This window comes from Deefgea piscis, assembly GCF_019665785.1.
Classification (GTDB): Bacteria; Pseudomonadota; Gammaproteobacteria; order Burkholderiales; family Chitinibacteraceae; genus Deefgea.
In genome coordinates this window covers 1,746,738-1,762,318 of the sequence record NZ_CP081149.1, presented here as the reverse complement: position 1 = coordinate 1,762,318, position 15,581 = coordinate 1,746,738, and the positions used below count along the sequence as shown (strand labels likewise).

Below are 15,581 nucleotides of genomic sequence, written 5' to 3'. Positions count from 1 at the left end.
GGTAAACACTTAATCATAAATACTGTGTTTTTATCTGAGCACAATCAAACCGAGCGACAGACTAAGAAATCACCTGCGCTTTATTCACTATGGTAAGGGCCATGCAATGGTTCACTTTTGCACCCTGTATTCGGGATACCAAACAATGATTCACTCAGTTGATTGAGCGAAAAATACACCGTTGGCGAAGATCCTGTAGCAGCACACCAAACCGCTTTTCTTCGCTGAATTTCAGGTAAATTGGCAGGACAAAAACGCTGCGCCTTAAGACTGTTTTTCTCGGTAAACACCTCTAAAATGCCACTCCATTGCTGACGCGGCAAAGCGGCATTAACCGCGCTGAGATAAGAAGCCGTCGCCGGCTGTGGCTTACGCAATACGCCTTGCCCGCCTTGCACCATCCATTGAATACCAGTTTGCTGCTGTAATGAGCGCAGCATGGCGGCGTATTCTGTGGGCGGACTAAACCCGCCAAAAAAAGAGCTCGCATACACCGGTAAATCAGGCCACAACGCCTTTAAATCACGCGAAATGGCTTGATAATGCCGCACTAACATCGCTTGCCTAGCAGGCGTTCGCCAATTCAAATCATCTATTTCTTCAGGCAAATACCAGCCAACAATTTTCACTTTGGATTGCGCAATAATTTTTTTAGCTTCAGCAAGACTAAAGTCGCGCAAAACTGACAAATAAGCATCTAACTCATCATCAGGTAAATTTAAGGCATTAAAAAAACCGGGGTCTGAATATAAACCCATGATGTAACTGCGCCGCGCTGGGCTGAGTAGTCGTTTTTGCAACCAGCCAGTACCATCACTGGGCCAAAATTCAGTTTGGCCATTGCGACTCCATTGCAGCAATACCACATTAAAACCCAAGGCATCCAACTGTCGATTAATTCGACGGGCATTATCAACCGTCACCTCAGATTGACTCTGCCAAGGTTGCAAGATCACCGTTTTAAGCGCAGCTTCTTGGCAAGGATTTGCCCATAATGCTGAACTCAAACCCCACGCCGCAACCGCCGATACCCATTTCAATGTGAAACTCTCCAATTAAATAAAACAGCAAACCGATCATCACTATTGCCGCCAATAGCCTGCCGAACCTCTAATGCGATTCTTTGCTTTAGGTCTGGGGCGCGCCAAGGATCGCCCCCAAACCAACTCACCACAGCCAGCCCAACCCCAATATCAAATCGACTCACCGTAGCATGCTGCGAATTATCAGTATTCATCGCCGCCATGCTGTTGATGTAAGGCATTAAAGTCGTTTTACCGGCATCACTTATACGATAATGCTCACCGATTTCGGCCAAAGCGGTTAAATAATAACTATTAGCACGGACCAGCCCTGCCGCATCGCCATACACGGTCAGCGAAGTCCATTGCGATTTGACTGGCTGCCAATCGGTATTGATCGAGTGCGAGCCAGACAATCGCACCATCAGATCATTTTCATAAGGCGCACCCTGCCGATAAATCCATTCGGCCGAGCCTATCAATACATAGTCGGTAAGTAAGCGCTGCCGAACCCCAATGCCTAAATTGGCATTATTATTTAACAAGCTTACAGACTGATCTTGCAAACTGGCATCACTACGCGCAAACACTGTCGTGGGTCGTGCGACATCCAGCAAGGGGTCAAGTCGATACGCCACTTCAGCATTAAATGAACCACCATATTGCGCAAATTGCACCGGGCTACTAATAAGCTGGTTATCAGGCCCTTGATTCAAACGCACCTGCCCGCCCAAAGACCAGCTCCAGCGGTCTTCCAAAATTTGTACATTGCGTTGCCAGCCAAACAGCTGCGTTTGCATCGCCGTCTCATCCAAGCCCCAGCGGGTTTGAATCTCGGTTTGATGATCAATACTGAAACGTAAATCCGCAATCGCCTGTTCAGTTTGCCCCAAGGCCATCTCTAGCTGCGCAATTTCAGGGCTGAGCTCTTTACGATTGGCATCGTGTGCCAAAGCGGCACGAAACAAGGCCAAGGCTAGCTCTGCTTTGCCTTGGCCTTTCAACCAAAAACCATATTCAGCCAAAATTTGTGGATTGCTCGGCGCCAATTGAGCTGCCTGCGCCAAAGCCGCCCCTTGTTGTTCATGTCGCTGTAATTGCTGCAAAAAACCGGCGTATTCGTACCACAACAAGGCCGTGGGCTTGGCGGCTAAAGCATCTTGATAAGCGGCATCTGCTGCCGCAAAATCTGCATGCTGGCGGGATTGTCTTGCGTGCGCCAATGCCAACTCACCCGGTGGAAAATAATCGGGATAATGCGCGGCAATATCTGCACTCACTGCCAAATCGAGATGCTGCAGCGCTAGTTTTGCCAATTCACGCGCCTGCGATTCGTTCATTTCCAACTGCAAGCGTTGATCTAAACGGTGCATTCCTTGTGCGACATCACCACTGGCCAACAACGCTTCACCTTCACCTTGCATTGCGGAGATTGATGCATGACCTTTTAGCTCACTCAGTTGATTGGCCGCAGCAAAATAAGCCGCCGCTTGCGCGTAATTGCTTTTACTACAGTAAGCTGCCGCCATCTGAGCGCGCTCAGTCGTTTGGCTGGGCAAATCTGAAACGGGGGTTTCCTTTAATAGCAATGGACAATTTTTTTCTTGCAGTAAATTACTGACTACCTCAGCCAAGGCCGGAGTAAACAAATTAGCTTGTCGTAACTGACTCAGTTGAAGTTGCAGTGTTTTGTATTGTTGCTTGGCAATCAAAGCTGAAAAATCAGCCGCAATTTTTTGCTCACGCTGTACGGCAGGCAACGCGGCATATGGAAACACTACCGGTGCTGCAGGCGGCGTCTGCACTTCAGGCTTGTTGAGCTGCGCGGTTTGCTGCGTTTGTTTTGGTTTCATCGTTGCAGTCATTGCCGGTATGGCCGAGGGCACTAACTGCGCAGAAAAAGTAGGGTTTGATTTGGCCGACTGTAATACCGCTTCGGCCTGCACCAGTAAGGCACGTGGCAAGGTGATTTTATACTGCGCGATCTGTGCCAACGTCTGTTGAATACGACTGACATTCCCTTTCCGTAGCGCGGCATTTAACCATGCCTCAGCCGCTTTTTTACGCGACGCCGCCGATAGCTCTGAACGCTTTAACGCCTCAGCAGCGGCATTCATCACCGCCTCATCATCGTGTTTTAAATAGGCGGACCATGCCTGCAACAAATACCCCATGCCATCGTTGGGCGCACGGCGCAACCAGTCTTTGGACAACTGATCCAAGCATTGGGTATCTTTTTGCCGTGAACACACATCCGCCAAAAACAATGTGCTCTTACGTCGACTCGGATCGATCTTATATACTTCCTCAAGTAGCTGACGCGCACCAGCGTAATCGCCTTTTTCCAAGCGCTGATAGGCTTTTTCCAGCCGAGGGTAGCTTCTAAATTCACGCCACTCATCCCCAAACCAATTGGCCTCGACCATCGGACTAAAACCCAGCAGCAAAAGCCAAGCCGATGAATAAAAAAATCGATTATTTTTTCCCATCATGCTCTCCTGCATGCAAGTCAGGAAAATCGTGGCTGGTTTTATCCCACTGCACAGCCCGACCCGTTTTATTGCTATGTCGAACTTGCGAAAACGCCCGAAAGAAAGCCGCGATATTGACGACATTGCCCACCACCATCCGTGGAATCGATTGCATGCCTTGCCAAAATCCAAAATACCGCCGGGTAAAGATAAACCGCTGTGCCACCCGATTCAGCATAAAGAAAAAATTAATCCCGACCAAAATCCACAAACTACTGTTGGATTCAATCAGTTCAGGAAAAGTCCACCACTCGGGATTGGCCACATGGTGCAGCCACGCCTGAAAAACCGTCAGCACAATCACATAACCCATCAGCAATGAAGGAAAAGCAATCACACTTTTTCGATCGCGTGCCAACATATACTTCATAAGAGGTTTACCGCTCCAGCCCAGGTTTTTATAGCCTTGGAAGACAATACCCACGATCCATCTGGATTTTTGCCGAATAGCTTGCCAAAGATGATTTGGAAAATACTCCTGCACACAAATCATATCGTGCACACCACGACGACCAAACCAAGCCCGAGGTGAGCCTTTAAACTGCACATGGTAGTGCATCATCATTTCTCGAGCGCCAACCTCATGGAGTCGAAAGCCGATTTCATAATCTTCGGTTAATGTACCGGTATCAAACACCACTCCGCCGTTGATCTCCGAGAGTAAACCCAACGCTTTGCGACTAAATGCAGTTCCAACGCCCGCACTGGGCACTTGGCCGGTCAGTAATTGCCGCACCAAAATATCTTTGCCATGCCACTCAGCAAATTCATCGACGTAATGATTACCCACGACATTTTTCCACGGTCGCGCCAAGGGCATCACCGGCAGCTGCACTAAATCAAACTGCGGTACCAAGCGATTAAACGCCCGTAATTCCAAAGGATGAATGATGTCTTCCGCATCGTGATACGCCACACAGGTAAAGTGGATCTGCTCGCGCGCCTCCATCTCAGTAATAAACGCGACAATATTGTTCAAGCAATCGGCCTTGGTCGTCGGCCCTGGATCACGCGTTACTACCTTATGCACATTGGGGTATTTTTTGGCCACTAAGTCGACTTCAGCCTGCGTCTCTAAATCGTTGGGATAGGTGCCAACAAAAATATGATAATTGTCGTAATCAAACGTACTCGCGGCATAATCGGCCATACGTTGAATCACCGGAGCCTCATGCCAAGCCGGAATCATAATGGCAATGGCTTGCTGCTCATCTTGATACAAATCATCGGCAAATTCAGGCAGGTATTCACTTCTACGCCATGATTTTCGATGCTTAAATCGCCATACCCAGTAGTAGCAATCGATCAAAAAATCATCGAGCGAGCTCAAAAAGATCACCACAATACCGAGCCGCAACAGCAAAGCGATCAAAAACCAATATGCCGCCAAAACATCCAGCCAACTCATCAGGCTCCCTCCCAAGCGCAAATTAAATCAACAATCCGCTCTGCCGCATTACCATCACCATACGGATTGCTAGCCTGAGCCATCGTTTGATACACCTTAGGATCATCGAGCAGCTGGCTAACCGCCTGCACAATCCGCTCGCCATCGGTACCAACTAACTTAGCCGTACCGGCATCCACCGCCTCTGGGCGCTCGGTGGTTTCGCGCATCACCAACACCGGTTTACCTAAAGTGGGCGCTTCTTCTTGAATGCCGCCACTATCGGTGAGCACCAAAAACGAGCGTTTTAATAAATACACAAAGGGCAAATAAGTCTGTGGATCAATCAAATGCACGTTCGAGCACGATTGCAAAATTTCATTCACCGGCGCTTGCACCTGTGGATTTAAATGCACTGGATACACAATTTGCACATCATCACGCTCTGCTAACTGGTGTAGCGCCTGACAAATATGCACAAAACCATCACCAAAATTTTCTCGCCGATGGCCGGTGACTAAAATCAGTTTTTTGCTTGAATCTAAAAAAGGAAAACCGGCGGCAAGCGATGCAGTCAAACCAGCATCACGGTCAATCTGCTGACTCACTTGCAGCAAAGCATCGAGTACCGTATTACCGGTAATAAACACCGAGGCCGGAGCAACGCCTGCCTGCAATAAATTATTGGCAGCCGTTGCTGTCGGTGCAAAATGCAAAGCGGCAAATAAACCCACCACTGAGCGATTGAGTTCCTCAGGCCACGGCGCATATAAATTGCCCGTTCTCAAGCCCGCTTCTACATGCCCAACGGGAATATGCTGATAAAACGCAGCGAGTCCCGCAGCCAATGTGGTCGTAGTATCGCCATGCACCAACACTAAATCAGGCTGATAGTCGACTAATACATCGCGCACGCCTTGCAATGCCCGCGCAGTCAGATCAGTCAGATTTTGCCCAGGCTGCATTAAATTCAAATCAAAATCGGCTTCTAGACCAAATAAACTCATCACTTGATCGAGCATTTCTCGATGCTGCGCCGTCACACACACTTGGCATTCAATCTCAGTATTGGCTTGCAAAGCCAAAACCAGCGGCGCCATCTTAATGGCCTCAGGGCGAGTACCAAAAACACAGAGCACTTTCTTTTTCTGCTGTTTTGCTGGTTGGCGTAAGCTCATTACATGTATACCTGAATTAAATATATAAATACATTTTAGTTTAAGTAAGTAAAGTATCCGTACTCATTTCAGCAAAATTATTCACACCGCCACGCGGCAAAAAAAATACCGGCAGCGCAACGCTTGCCGGTATTTATCGGGAAAAACAAAGCCATCACTACGCAGGATTAAGCCTTGCCGCCATTAGCCAAAAACAGCCAAGTTTCAATCACAGTGTCCGGATTGAGTGAAATCGTTTCAATCCCCTCTTCGACCAACCACTGGGCAAAGTCAGGATGATCTGATGGGCCTTGGCCACAAATCCCCACGTATTTACCCAATTTACGGCAAGCTTTAATCGACATCGACAACATCGCTTTCACCGCCTCATTGCGCTCGTCAAAGCTGGTTGACACTGGGCCACCTGAATCGCGATCAATCCCCAAGGTCAACTGCGTCATATCATTCGAGCCAATCGAAAAGCCATCAAAGTACTGCAAAAATTGCTCAGCTAACACGGCATTGGCAGGAATTTCACACATCATGATCACGCGCAGACCGTTCTCGCCGCGTTTTAAGCCATTGCGTTCCAGTAACTCAATCACGCACTCTGCTTCATTGAGTGTGCGCACGAATGGAATCATCACTTCAACATTGGTCAGCCCCATCACATCGCGCACTTTTTTCACCGCACGGCATTCCAACTCAAAACAATCACGGAATGATTTATCGACATAACGGGCCGCGCCGCGAAAGCCAATCATTGGATTTTCTTCGTGCGGCTCATACTCAGTACCACCGAGCAGATTGGCATATTCATTCGATTTAAAGTCAGACAAGCGCACAATGACTTTTTTCGGATAAAACGCCGCACCTAAAGTCGCAATCCCTTCGGCAATTTTATCAATATAAAAATCAATGGCTGAGCGATAGCCTGCAATGCGTTCTTCAACTTGTGATTTCAGCGGCTCGGCCAAATTTGGGTAAGCCAGCAGCGCTTTGGGATGAATCCCAATCATACGATTAATAATAAATTCCAAACGCGCTAAACCCACACCCTCATTTGGCAGCTGGCAAAAATCAAATGCCAACTCAGGATTACCCACATTCATCATGATTTTAACCGGCGCTTCAGGCAAGCTTTGCAGCGCCACGTCCAGTCGTTCAAATTTCAGCAAGCCTTCATACACAAAGCCGGCATCGCCCTCGGAGCAAGACACCGTCACTTCATCGCCTTCTCTAAGCATTTGCGTGGCGTCACCACAACCCACCACCGCCGGAATACCCAATTCACGCGCGATAATGGCTGCGTGGCAAGTACGGCCACCACGATTAGTGACAATCGCCGCCGCCCGCTTCATCACGGGCTCCCAATCTGGGTCGGTCATATCTGACACCAATACGTCGCCAGCTTGCACCCGATCCATTTCGGACACATCGCGAATAATCCGTACCTTGCCTTGGCCGATTTTTTGCCCAATGGCTCGACCTTCGGTCATGATGCGACTGGTTTCTAGCATCCGGAACTTAGTGAGTTTATCTGAACCTGATTCTTGTGACTTCACCGTTTCTGGACGCGCTTGCAAGATATACAACCGACCATCAATCCCATCACGGCCCCATTCCACATCCATTGGACGGCCGTAATGCTGCTCAATAATCACCGCGTAACGTGCCAACTCTTCCACTTCAGCATCAGTAATCGAAAATTGATGGCGCAGCTCTTTAGGCACCGCTACGGTACGAACAGACTTACCCGCCACCGACTCAGTATCAAATTCCATTTTCAGCGCTTTACCACCCAAATGGCGGCGCACAATCGCTGGGCGACCGGCCGCTAAGGTTGGTTTATGCACAAAAAATTCATCAGGATTCACTGCGCCTTGCACTACGGTTTCACCTAAACCATAGGAAGCGGTAACAAACACCACCTGATCAAAACCCGATTCGGTATCGATGGTAAAGAGTACCCCTGCCGCGCCCTTATCCGAGCGCACCATGCGCTGAATACCCGCCGACAGTGCCACAATTTTATGATCAAAACCTTTATGTACCCGATAAGCAATCGCTCTATCGTTATATAAAGAAGCAAACACATGCTTCATTGCATCAACTACATTTTGGTAGCCGACGATATTCAAAAAGGTTTCTTGCTGCCCCGCAAAAGACGCATCCGGTAAATCTTCTGCCGTTGCCGATGAGCGAACCGCGACGGTGACATTGTCACCCAAACGCGCATAGTGCTCGGCCATTTCGGCCTCAAGCTGCGCAGGCAAAGGCGTGGCCATAATCCACTCGCGGATTTGCTTACCAACTACCGCCAATTGCTTTACATCATCCACATCTAAAGTGCTAAGAATTTCATCAATTTGCTCAGCCAAGCCGTTTTGCGCCAAAAAAATTCGATAAGCTTCTGCGGTGGTTGCAAAACCACCAGGCACGCGTACGCCTTTCTCGCTTAGCTGCGAAATCATTTCGCCCAATGAGGCATTTTTCCCACCAACTTTCTCTACGTCATTCATGCGTAGCTGGGCAAAATCAAGTACGTATTTTTCAGTCATCTGGCGTGGCCCTTAACAATTAAAGAATGCTGCATTGCAAAAATCCCCTCAAGTTTAGCTTTTTGGTCGCGAAAGCCAAGTCAGGAAATACCTTTACTGGTTTTCCTGATGATTGCACGTTATCCTGCTGCAAAGGGGGGTTATATGCGCCGAACAGCTTTTTTTGTCTCTGATCGAACAGGGATTACTGCCGAGATTTTAGGGCATTCATTGCTATCACAATTTGAAGATGTTGACTTCAATCGAATCACTTTGCCATTTGTTGACACCATGGCCAAAGCCGAGCAAGTGGCCTTGGACATTCGTCGCCACGCAGTGGTCGATGGCTGTCGACCCTTAGTGTTTAGCACCATTGTTGACCCCATCTTGCGTGAGAAAATTCACGTTGAAGACGCATTAACCGTTGATTTTTTAGAACAATTTATCGGCCCACTCGAAGAAGAACTAGGCATCGAGTCAACCCATACTATTGGCCGCTCGCATTCGATCGGCAATTTTGAAGAATACAAAAATCGAATTGACGCGGTTAATTTTTCCATCAATCACGATGACGGCATCATGCCGCGTGACTTGGCTGAAGCTGACCTGATTCTTGTGGGTGTCTCTCGCTCAGGCAAAACCCCCACTTGCCTCTATCTCGCCTTACAGTTTGGTATCAAGGCGGCCAACTATCCACTCACGCCAGAAGACTTCGGCCAACACACTTTGCCGCGTCTTTTGTTGCCATATCGACACAAATTGTTTGGGCTTACAATTGAGCCAGAACGCTTACAACAGATTCGTGAAGAAAGAAAACCCGATAGTCGTTATTGCTCAATTGAAACCTGTCAGTTTGAAGTGGCTGAAGCCGAAGCACTATTGCGCCACGTGGGCGTCCCTTACCTCAACACCACGCGCATGTCGATTGAAGAGCTTTCAACCACCATCATGCACCGCACTGGAATCAAGCGCCGTACGTTCTAAATCGCCATCAATGGAGCGTAAATTCGTGAATCAATCGTGGTTTTGTCATGAATTTACGCTGTATTGATTACGAAAGTCGCAAACTCAGCTTCCTAGTGTTGTACTGAGGCGGTAAACTGCGATCTTTCGCTGTTGTGACCATCGCACCATGACCAGTTTTGCTTACGCCGACGATCCGGCGCCCGTATTTGAGTTTAAAAGCACCACCACCAAACTCACCGCCTTTGTGCCTAGCTCACTCGAGCCAGAAAAATTAATTTTGGCACTCCAAGAGCAGCTTGGCGATGGCGAACATTTCTTATCGAACGAGCAAATCGCCATTGATTTTAGCTTACTCAAATCGATTCCTTCGGCGATAGAAATCGCCGCCCTCGTCAATGTGTTACGCCAATTTCAGCTCAAACCGATTGCCGCCCAAGGCGGTTCAATCGATCAGCAAGTTGCCGCACAAGAAGCTGGGCTGGTCGTCTTACAAGACAGCGGCATCACCCCTGCGGCCGCGCCGATGGTTGAAACCATTGCGGCGCCATCGGCAATGATTATTGATCGCCCTGTTAGAACCGGTCAGCAAGTGTATGCCAAGGGCGGTGATTTAATCGTTCTCGCCTTGGTTTCTCACGGCGCCGAAGTGATTGCCGACGGCAATATTCATGTTTACGCACCACTACGTGGTCGCGCGCTGGCGGGCGCTCGCGGCAATACCGAAGCGCGAATTTTCACCACCTGCATGGAAGCCGAACTGGTGTCGATTGCCGGCGTTTATCGCTCGCTCGACGCCAACCTACCGGACTCTATTGCCGGTAAGCCAAGCCAAATTTTCCTCGATCAAGACAAACTCGTGATCGAAGCACTCAGCCAAACCAATTAACTAAATTTAAATTATTCCAGGGGATTTCCGTGGCGAAAATCGTTGTAGTAACTTCAGGTAAAGGCGGCGTAGGCAAAACCACCACCAGCGCCAGCTTTGCTTCTGGCCTTGCTTTACGTGGTTTTAAAACCGCCGTCATCGACTTTGACGTGGGCTTACGTAATCTTGATTTAATCATGGGCTGCGAGCGCCGCGTGGTGTATGACTTTGTCAACGTTATTCAAGGCGAAGCCAATCTGCGCCAAGCGCTAATTAAAGACAAAAACTGCGACAATCTTTATGTTTTGCCTGCTTCTCAAACGCGCGATAAAGACGCGCTTTCCAAAGAAGGCGTAGAAAAGGTACTCAAAGAGCTTGAGCATGATGGTTTTGATTACATCATTTGCGACAGCCCAGCTGGCATCGAAACTGGCGCGTTTTTGGCCTTGTACTTTGCCGATGAAGCGATTGTGGTCACCAATCCAGAAGTCTCTTCCGTGCGTGACTCGGATCGGATTATTGGCATTTTGGATGCCAAATCAAAACGTGCCGAAGACGGCGGTTCAGTCAAAACGCATTTACTGATTACCCGCTACAGCCCAGCACGCGTAGAAAGCGGCGAAATGCTGTCGCTGGACGATGTACAACATTTATTGCGCATTCCATTGATCGGCATCGTGCCAGAATCAGAAGCAGTATTACAAGCTTCAAACTCGGGTACGCCAGCGATCCATAATGCCGGCACCGATGTATCAGAAGCGTATAAAGACGTTGTTGCACGCTTTCTTGGTGAGACCAAGCCAATGCGTTTTGTTGAAGTACCAAAGGCACCGTTCTGGAAACGGTTGTTTGGGGGTTAATTGATGTCTATTTTGAGTTATTTTTTTGGCGAAAAGAAAAAAACCGCCAACGTCGCACGTGAACGCCTACAAATTATTCTGGCGCACGAGCGCAGCAGCACCAACAGTACGCCAGATTATTTGCCACAATTACAGCGCGAATTACTGGAAGTGATTTCTAAATACGTGGCAATCAATCCAGAAGACATTCAAATTCAACTTGAACGCAAAGATGATTTTGAAGTACTTGAATTGAACATCGTCTTACCTGAACACAAAGTGAAGTAATTCAGAAAGCCGACGCGGATCGACACGCAGCGAGCAGTCCACTGCCAGCCCGTATCAACCAAAACGTGTTTTTCTGATTGCCGCATCAAACCCAGCTTACGCTGGGTTTTTTTATACTTGCCGCGCCAATGCGTATTGTTCACCAACGACGCGCAATTGGACTTCAATCCGCAGCGGCGCGGGCAATGTTATACTTGCGTTAAATCAAACTCATCTCGCGCGGCGTTAGCGGCGTGAAGCAACTCAAGGCTTGTATGACAATTACCATTAAAACCGCCGAAGAAATAGAAAAAATGCGCGTTGCTGGCCGTCTTGGCAGCGAAGTGCTCGACTACATCACCCCGTTTATTCAGCCCGGTGTCACCACCGAAGAAATCGATCGTTTATGCTATGAATACATGGTCAATGTGCAGGGTACTATCCCCGCGCCTTTAAACTACTGCCCGCCTGGCTATATACCCTACCCGAAATCAATTTGTACTTCGGTGAATAATGTCATCTGCCACGGTATTCCAAACAGCAAGCCACTCAAAAATGGCGACGTGGTCAATCTAGACATTACCGTCATCAAAGACGGCTACCACGGCGACAATAGCCGCATGTATATGGTTGGCGACAATGTCGCTACGCATGCCAAGCGTTTGTCACAAATCACTTTTGACTGCATGTGGATTGGCATTGATCAAGTTAAGCCCGGCGCTCGCTTAGGCGATATTGGCGCGGCAATTCAAAAATACGCCGAAAAAGCCGGTTATTCGGTCGTACGCGAATTTTGTGGCCATGGCATTGGCGCGGTGTTTCATGAAGAGCCACAAGTATTGCACTACGGCAAGGCTGGCACTGGAGTTGAACTCAAAGCCGGTATGATTTTTACCATTGAGCCAATGATTAACGCTGGCAAGCGCGAAATCAAACAAATGAGCGATGGCTGGACGATTGTGACGAAAGATCGCAGCTTATCCGCGCAATGGGAACACACCGTATTGGTCACCGAAACCGGTTACGAGGTATTAACCGTATCGGCAGGCACGCCGCCGCGCCCAGAGAAATACCTACTCGCTTAATTCTAAACGCCCTCAATTGAGGGCGTTTTTAAATCAAAACCACACCCTGATTTAATCACGCCAGCACCCGCCCCAAATTAAAGACAATGCGGCGCTAGCGTGCCTTGCAATATCAGGCATTCACAGTATTGTCGTTTGGAGTTTATCGTCATGCGTTCGGTCAGTGCGATTCGTGAATCATATGCCCTTGCTAAACTCGCGTTGCGCGAGCGTTTTTCTGAACCCACCAAAGCCGCACCGTTACTCAATTCGCTATCGAATCTCACCGATGCCACCCTAATCGAGCTGTGGGATAGGCATGAATTTTCCAGCGATGTATTACTTTGCGCAGTAGGTGGTTACGGCCGTGGCGAGCTATACCCTTATTCAGACATCGATTTATTGATTTTACTGCCCGAGCAGCCCAGCGCTGGCTTACTGGAAAAACTCGAAATCCTCGTCGGCGAGCTATGGGATATTGGCATAGAGGTTGGTCATTCCGTGCGCACCACCACCGACTGCCTGTATGAAGCCGAGCAGGACATCACCGTGCAAACTGCACTGCTTGAAACACGGCCACTCACAGGGGACAGGCAGCGCTTTCATGATTTTATGGATACGGTACATCGCCACATCGACCCGAAAGAGTTTTTTGAAGCCAAACTGATCGAGCAACAAGCGCGCTACGGCCGCTTTCAAAACGCTACTTACAAACTTGAACCCAATATCAAAGAAGCGCCCGGCGGCTTACGTGATTTGCATTTGATTGGCTGGATTGCTGCCAGCCAACGCCTTGGCCGCGACTGGCATGCGCTAGCTGCGCTCAGCATGCTCACCCCGGAAGAGAACCGTAAACTATGCGAAGCCGAGCGCGTGCTGCGCACTTATCGGATTGCACTGCACTGGCGCGCCAAACGCCGCGAAGATCGGATTTTATTTGATTACCAGCACGCGCTGGCCAAAGACTTTGGCTTTGATGATATTTCTACCGCCGGCCGAATCACGCAGCGCGCCAGCGAAGCCTTTATGGCCGAATACTATTTAGCCGCCCGCATCATCACCCAGTTAGTGCCGGTGTTGGTGCATGCTTTACGGCAAAGGATTTATTCCTACCTCAGTAATACCACGCCAATTAATGCTGATTTTTATATTCGCGATGGCTTACTGGCGATTTATGACCCCGAATTATTCACCAAAAACCCATCGGCGATTTTGGCGCTGTTTTTGCATCTAGAACAACGCCGCGAAGCCAGCGACATTGCGCCAGAAACCCTGCGTGCACTGTGGCATGCCCGCGACTTAATTAACGACGACTTTTTGCACAATCCGCACAATAAGCAACTGTTTATCGCGCTATTTAGAGAGCCACGCGGCTTAACCCGCGTATTGCGGCGGATGAATCAATACGGTGTTTTGGGCCGCTACATTCCGGAATTTGGCGATATTGTTGGCCGGATGCAACATGATTTATTTCATGTGTATACCGTTGACGAGCATATTTTGATGGTGCTGCGTAATATGCGCCGCTTTGCCGTCCCGGCTTTCACCCACGAATACCCGCTGTGCTCGCGACTAATCGAAGAATTTGCTCACCCTGAAGTGCTGTATTTAGCCGCGCTATTTCATGATATTGGCAAAGGCCGTGGCGGCGACCATTCACAACTGGGCGAGACTATTACCCGCGAATGGTGCGAGCGCCATCCCTTGCCCGCCGCCGACACCGATTTGATTGTGTGGCTAGTTCGGCATCACTTAACGATGTCGTCGATCGCGCAAAAACAAGACGTGTATGACCCTGACGTGATCACCGAATTTGCCGCTTTAGTTGGCGACGAGCGCCATTTAAATGCGCTGTATTTGCTAACGGTGGCCGACATTCGCGGCACCAGCCCCAAAGTTTGGAATGCGTGGAAAGCCAAACTGCTTGAAGATTTATTTAAAGGCACACAGCGCTTTTTAAACCAGCAAAGTGGCCATTCATGGCTCAGCGAGCGCCAAGAAGAGGCCTTACGACTGTTACGACTATATGGTTTACGCAATGACGCGCACGATGCATTCTGGCGCTTACTCGATACGGTGTACTTCTTACGCCACGACGCACGCGATATTGCTTGGCATACCCGAATGCTTTTTGCGCGTACGCATAGCGATGATATTCAAGTGCGCGCCAAACTCTCCGAATCCGGCGAAGGGCTGCAAGTATTGGTCTACGGCCCAGATCAAGCGGATTTGTTTGTGCATATTTGCAGCTTTTTTGAGCGCGCCGGTTATTCAATTTTTGATGCGCAAATCCACACCACGCATCACGGCTATGCGCTCGATACTTTCTATGTGTTCATTCCCGATAGTCAGCATATTTCGTATCGCGATTTAATTAATTACGTTGAATTTGAGCTCAGCGAAGTACTCAATCAGCGCAAACCCGCACCCGCCAAACTCACCGGCCGGATTTCACGCCAGCAAAAACACTTCCCAGTTAAAACGCACGTGCAAATTCGCCCCGACGAAAAAGGCAAATATTCGATTCTATCGGTGGTTGCTGGCGATCGACCGGGCCTACTCTCGACCATTGCCCGCATCTTGGCGGCCAATCGCATCGAGATTCAATCGGCCAAAATCATGACTTTGGGCGAGCGCGCCGAAGATAATTTTTTAATCTCCGGCCGCGTACTTAACGACGCTAAATTTGTTTTGCAGCTAGAAAGTGAATTATTGCAAACGCTGAGCGAAAAATAAGGGTATTGCCGCGCAATCAAAATAAATCATTGATTGCGCGGCAATACCCTATTAATTTCTGCGATGTTCAGATTACGTGTTGATGATTTTAAGTGCCTACGGCACACTGCTTTACAGTCGCAGTCCGCGACGGGGACCCTATTTTCTTTGACTCGCCAAAGAAAACAGGGGAAAAGAAAGGCGACCCGAGCGCGCCCAGCTCCGCTG

Annotated in this window: 11 protein-coding genes; 6 read left to right on the top strand and 5 right to left on the bottom strand. The window is 48.9% G+C overall.

Features of this window, described 5'->3' with window-relative positions:
- Positions 1 to 80: 80 nt before the first annotated feature.
- From K4H25_RS08155 to ppsA, 5 genes are all read right to left on the bottom strand, one after another.
- Positions 81 to 1,040 carry a DUF4434 domain-containing protein gene (locus K4H25_RS08155; RefSeq protein WP_221022803.1) on the bottom strand — a complete coding sequence of 320 codons (960 nt, stop codon included), beginning with the start codon at positions 1,038 to 1,040 and terminating at the stop codon, positions 81 to 83.
- Positions 1,037 to 3,514, bottom strand: a complete 2,478-nt coding sequence (locus tag K4H25_RS08150) for an NfrA family protein (protein WP_221022802.1) — start codon at positions 3,512 to 3,514, stop codon at positions 1,037 to 1,039. The genes K4H25_RS08155 and K4H25_RS08150 overlap by 4 nt, the downstream gene beginning before the upstream one ends.
- Positions 3,498 to 4,961 (bottom strand): glycosyl transferase family protein, encoded by a 1,464-nt coding sequence (locus K4H25_RS08145; protein WP_221022801.1) that lies wholly within the window; start codon positions 4,959 to 4,961, stop codon positions 3,498 to 3,500. The genes K4H25_RS08150 and K4H25_RS08145 overlap by 17 nt, the downstream gene beginning before the upstream one ends.
- Positions 4,961 to 6,118, bottom strand: a complete 1,158-nt coding sequence (wecB, locus tag K4H25_RS08140; protein WP_221022800.1) for a non-hydrolyzing UDP-N-acetylglucosamine 2-epimerase — start codon at positions 6,116 to 6,118, stop codon at positions 4,961 to 4,963. The genes K4H25_RS08145 and wecB overlap by 1 nt, the downstream gene beginning before the upstream one ends.
- Positions 6,119 to 6,285: 167 nt before the next feature.
- Positions 6,286 to 8,658, bottom strand: coding sequence for a phosphoenolpyruvate synthase (ppsA, locus tag K4H25_RS08135; RefSeq protein ID WP_221022799.1), 2,373 nt, complete (start codon positions 8,656 to 8,658; stop codon positions 6,286 to 6,288).
- A 144-nt stretch (positions 8,659 to 8,802) separates the two neighbouring features.
- On the opposite strand from ppsA, the gene ppsR reads away from it, so the two are divergent.
- The 6 genes from ppsR (at position 8,803) to K4H25_RS08105 (ending at position 15,374) form a co-directional block, all read left to right on the top strand.
- Complete coding sequence (ppsR, locus tag K4H25_RS08130; RefSeq protein WP_182075044.1) at positions 8,803 to 9,621, top strand: posphoenolpyruvate synthetase regulatory kinase/phosphorylase PpsR; 819 nt, start codon at positions 8,803 to 8,805, stop codon at positions 9,619 to 9,621.
- 148 nt (positions 9,622 to 9,769) lie between these two features.
- Complete coding sequence (gene minC, locus K4H25_RS08125; protein WP_221022798.1) at positions 9,770 to 10,489, top strand: septum site-determining protein MinC; 720 nt, start codon at positions 9,770 to 9,772, stop codon at positions 10,487 to 10,489.
- A 29-nt stretch (positions 10,490 to 10,518) separates the two neighbouring features.
- The gene (minD, locus tag K4H25_RS08120; protein ID WP_173533837.1) at positions 10,519 to 11,328 is read left to right on the top strand and encodes a septum site-determining protein MinD; all 810 of its coding nucleotides are present in this window, start codon (positions 10,519 to 10,521) and stop codon (positions 11,326 to 11,328) included.
- Between the two features lie 3 nt (positions 11,329 to 11,331).
- The gene (minE, locus tag K4H25_RS08115) at positions 11,332 to 11,595 is read left to right on the top strand and encodes a cell division topological specificity factor MinE (protein ID WP_173533836.1); all 264 of its coding nucleotides are present in this window, start codon (positions 11,332 to 11,334) and stop codon (positions 11,593 to 11,595) included.
- A 254-nt stretch (positions 11,596 to 11,849) separates the two neighbouring features.
- The gene (map, locus tag K4H25_RS08110; protein ID WP_221022797.1) at positions 11,850 to 12,659 is read left to right on the top strand and encodes a type I methionyl aminopeptidase; all 810 of its coding nucleotides are present in this window, start codon (positions 11,850 to 11,852) and stop codon (positions 12,657 to 12,659) included.
- Between the two features lie 150 nt (positions 12,660 to 12,809).
- Positions 12,810 to 15,374 (top strand): [protein-PII] uridylyltransferase, encoded by a 2,565-nt coding sequence (locus tag K4H25_RS08105; RefSeq protein WP_221022796.1) that lies wholly within the window; start codon positions 12,810 to 12,812, stop codon positions 15,372 to 15,374.
- Positions 15,375 to 15,581 lie beyond the last annotated feature (207 nt).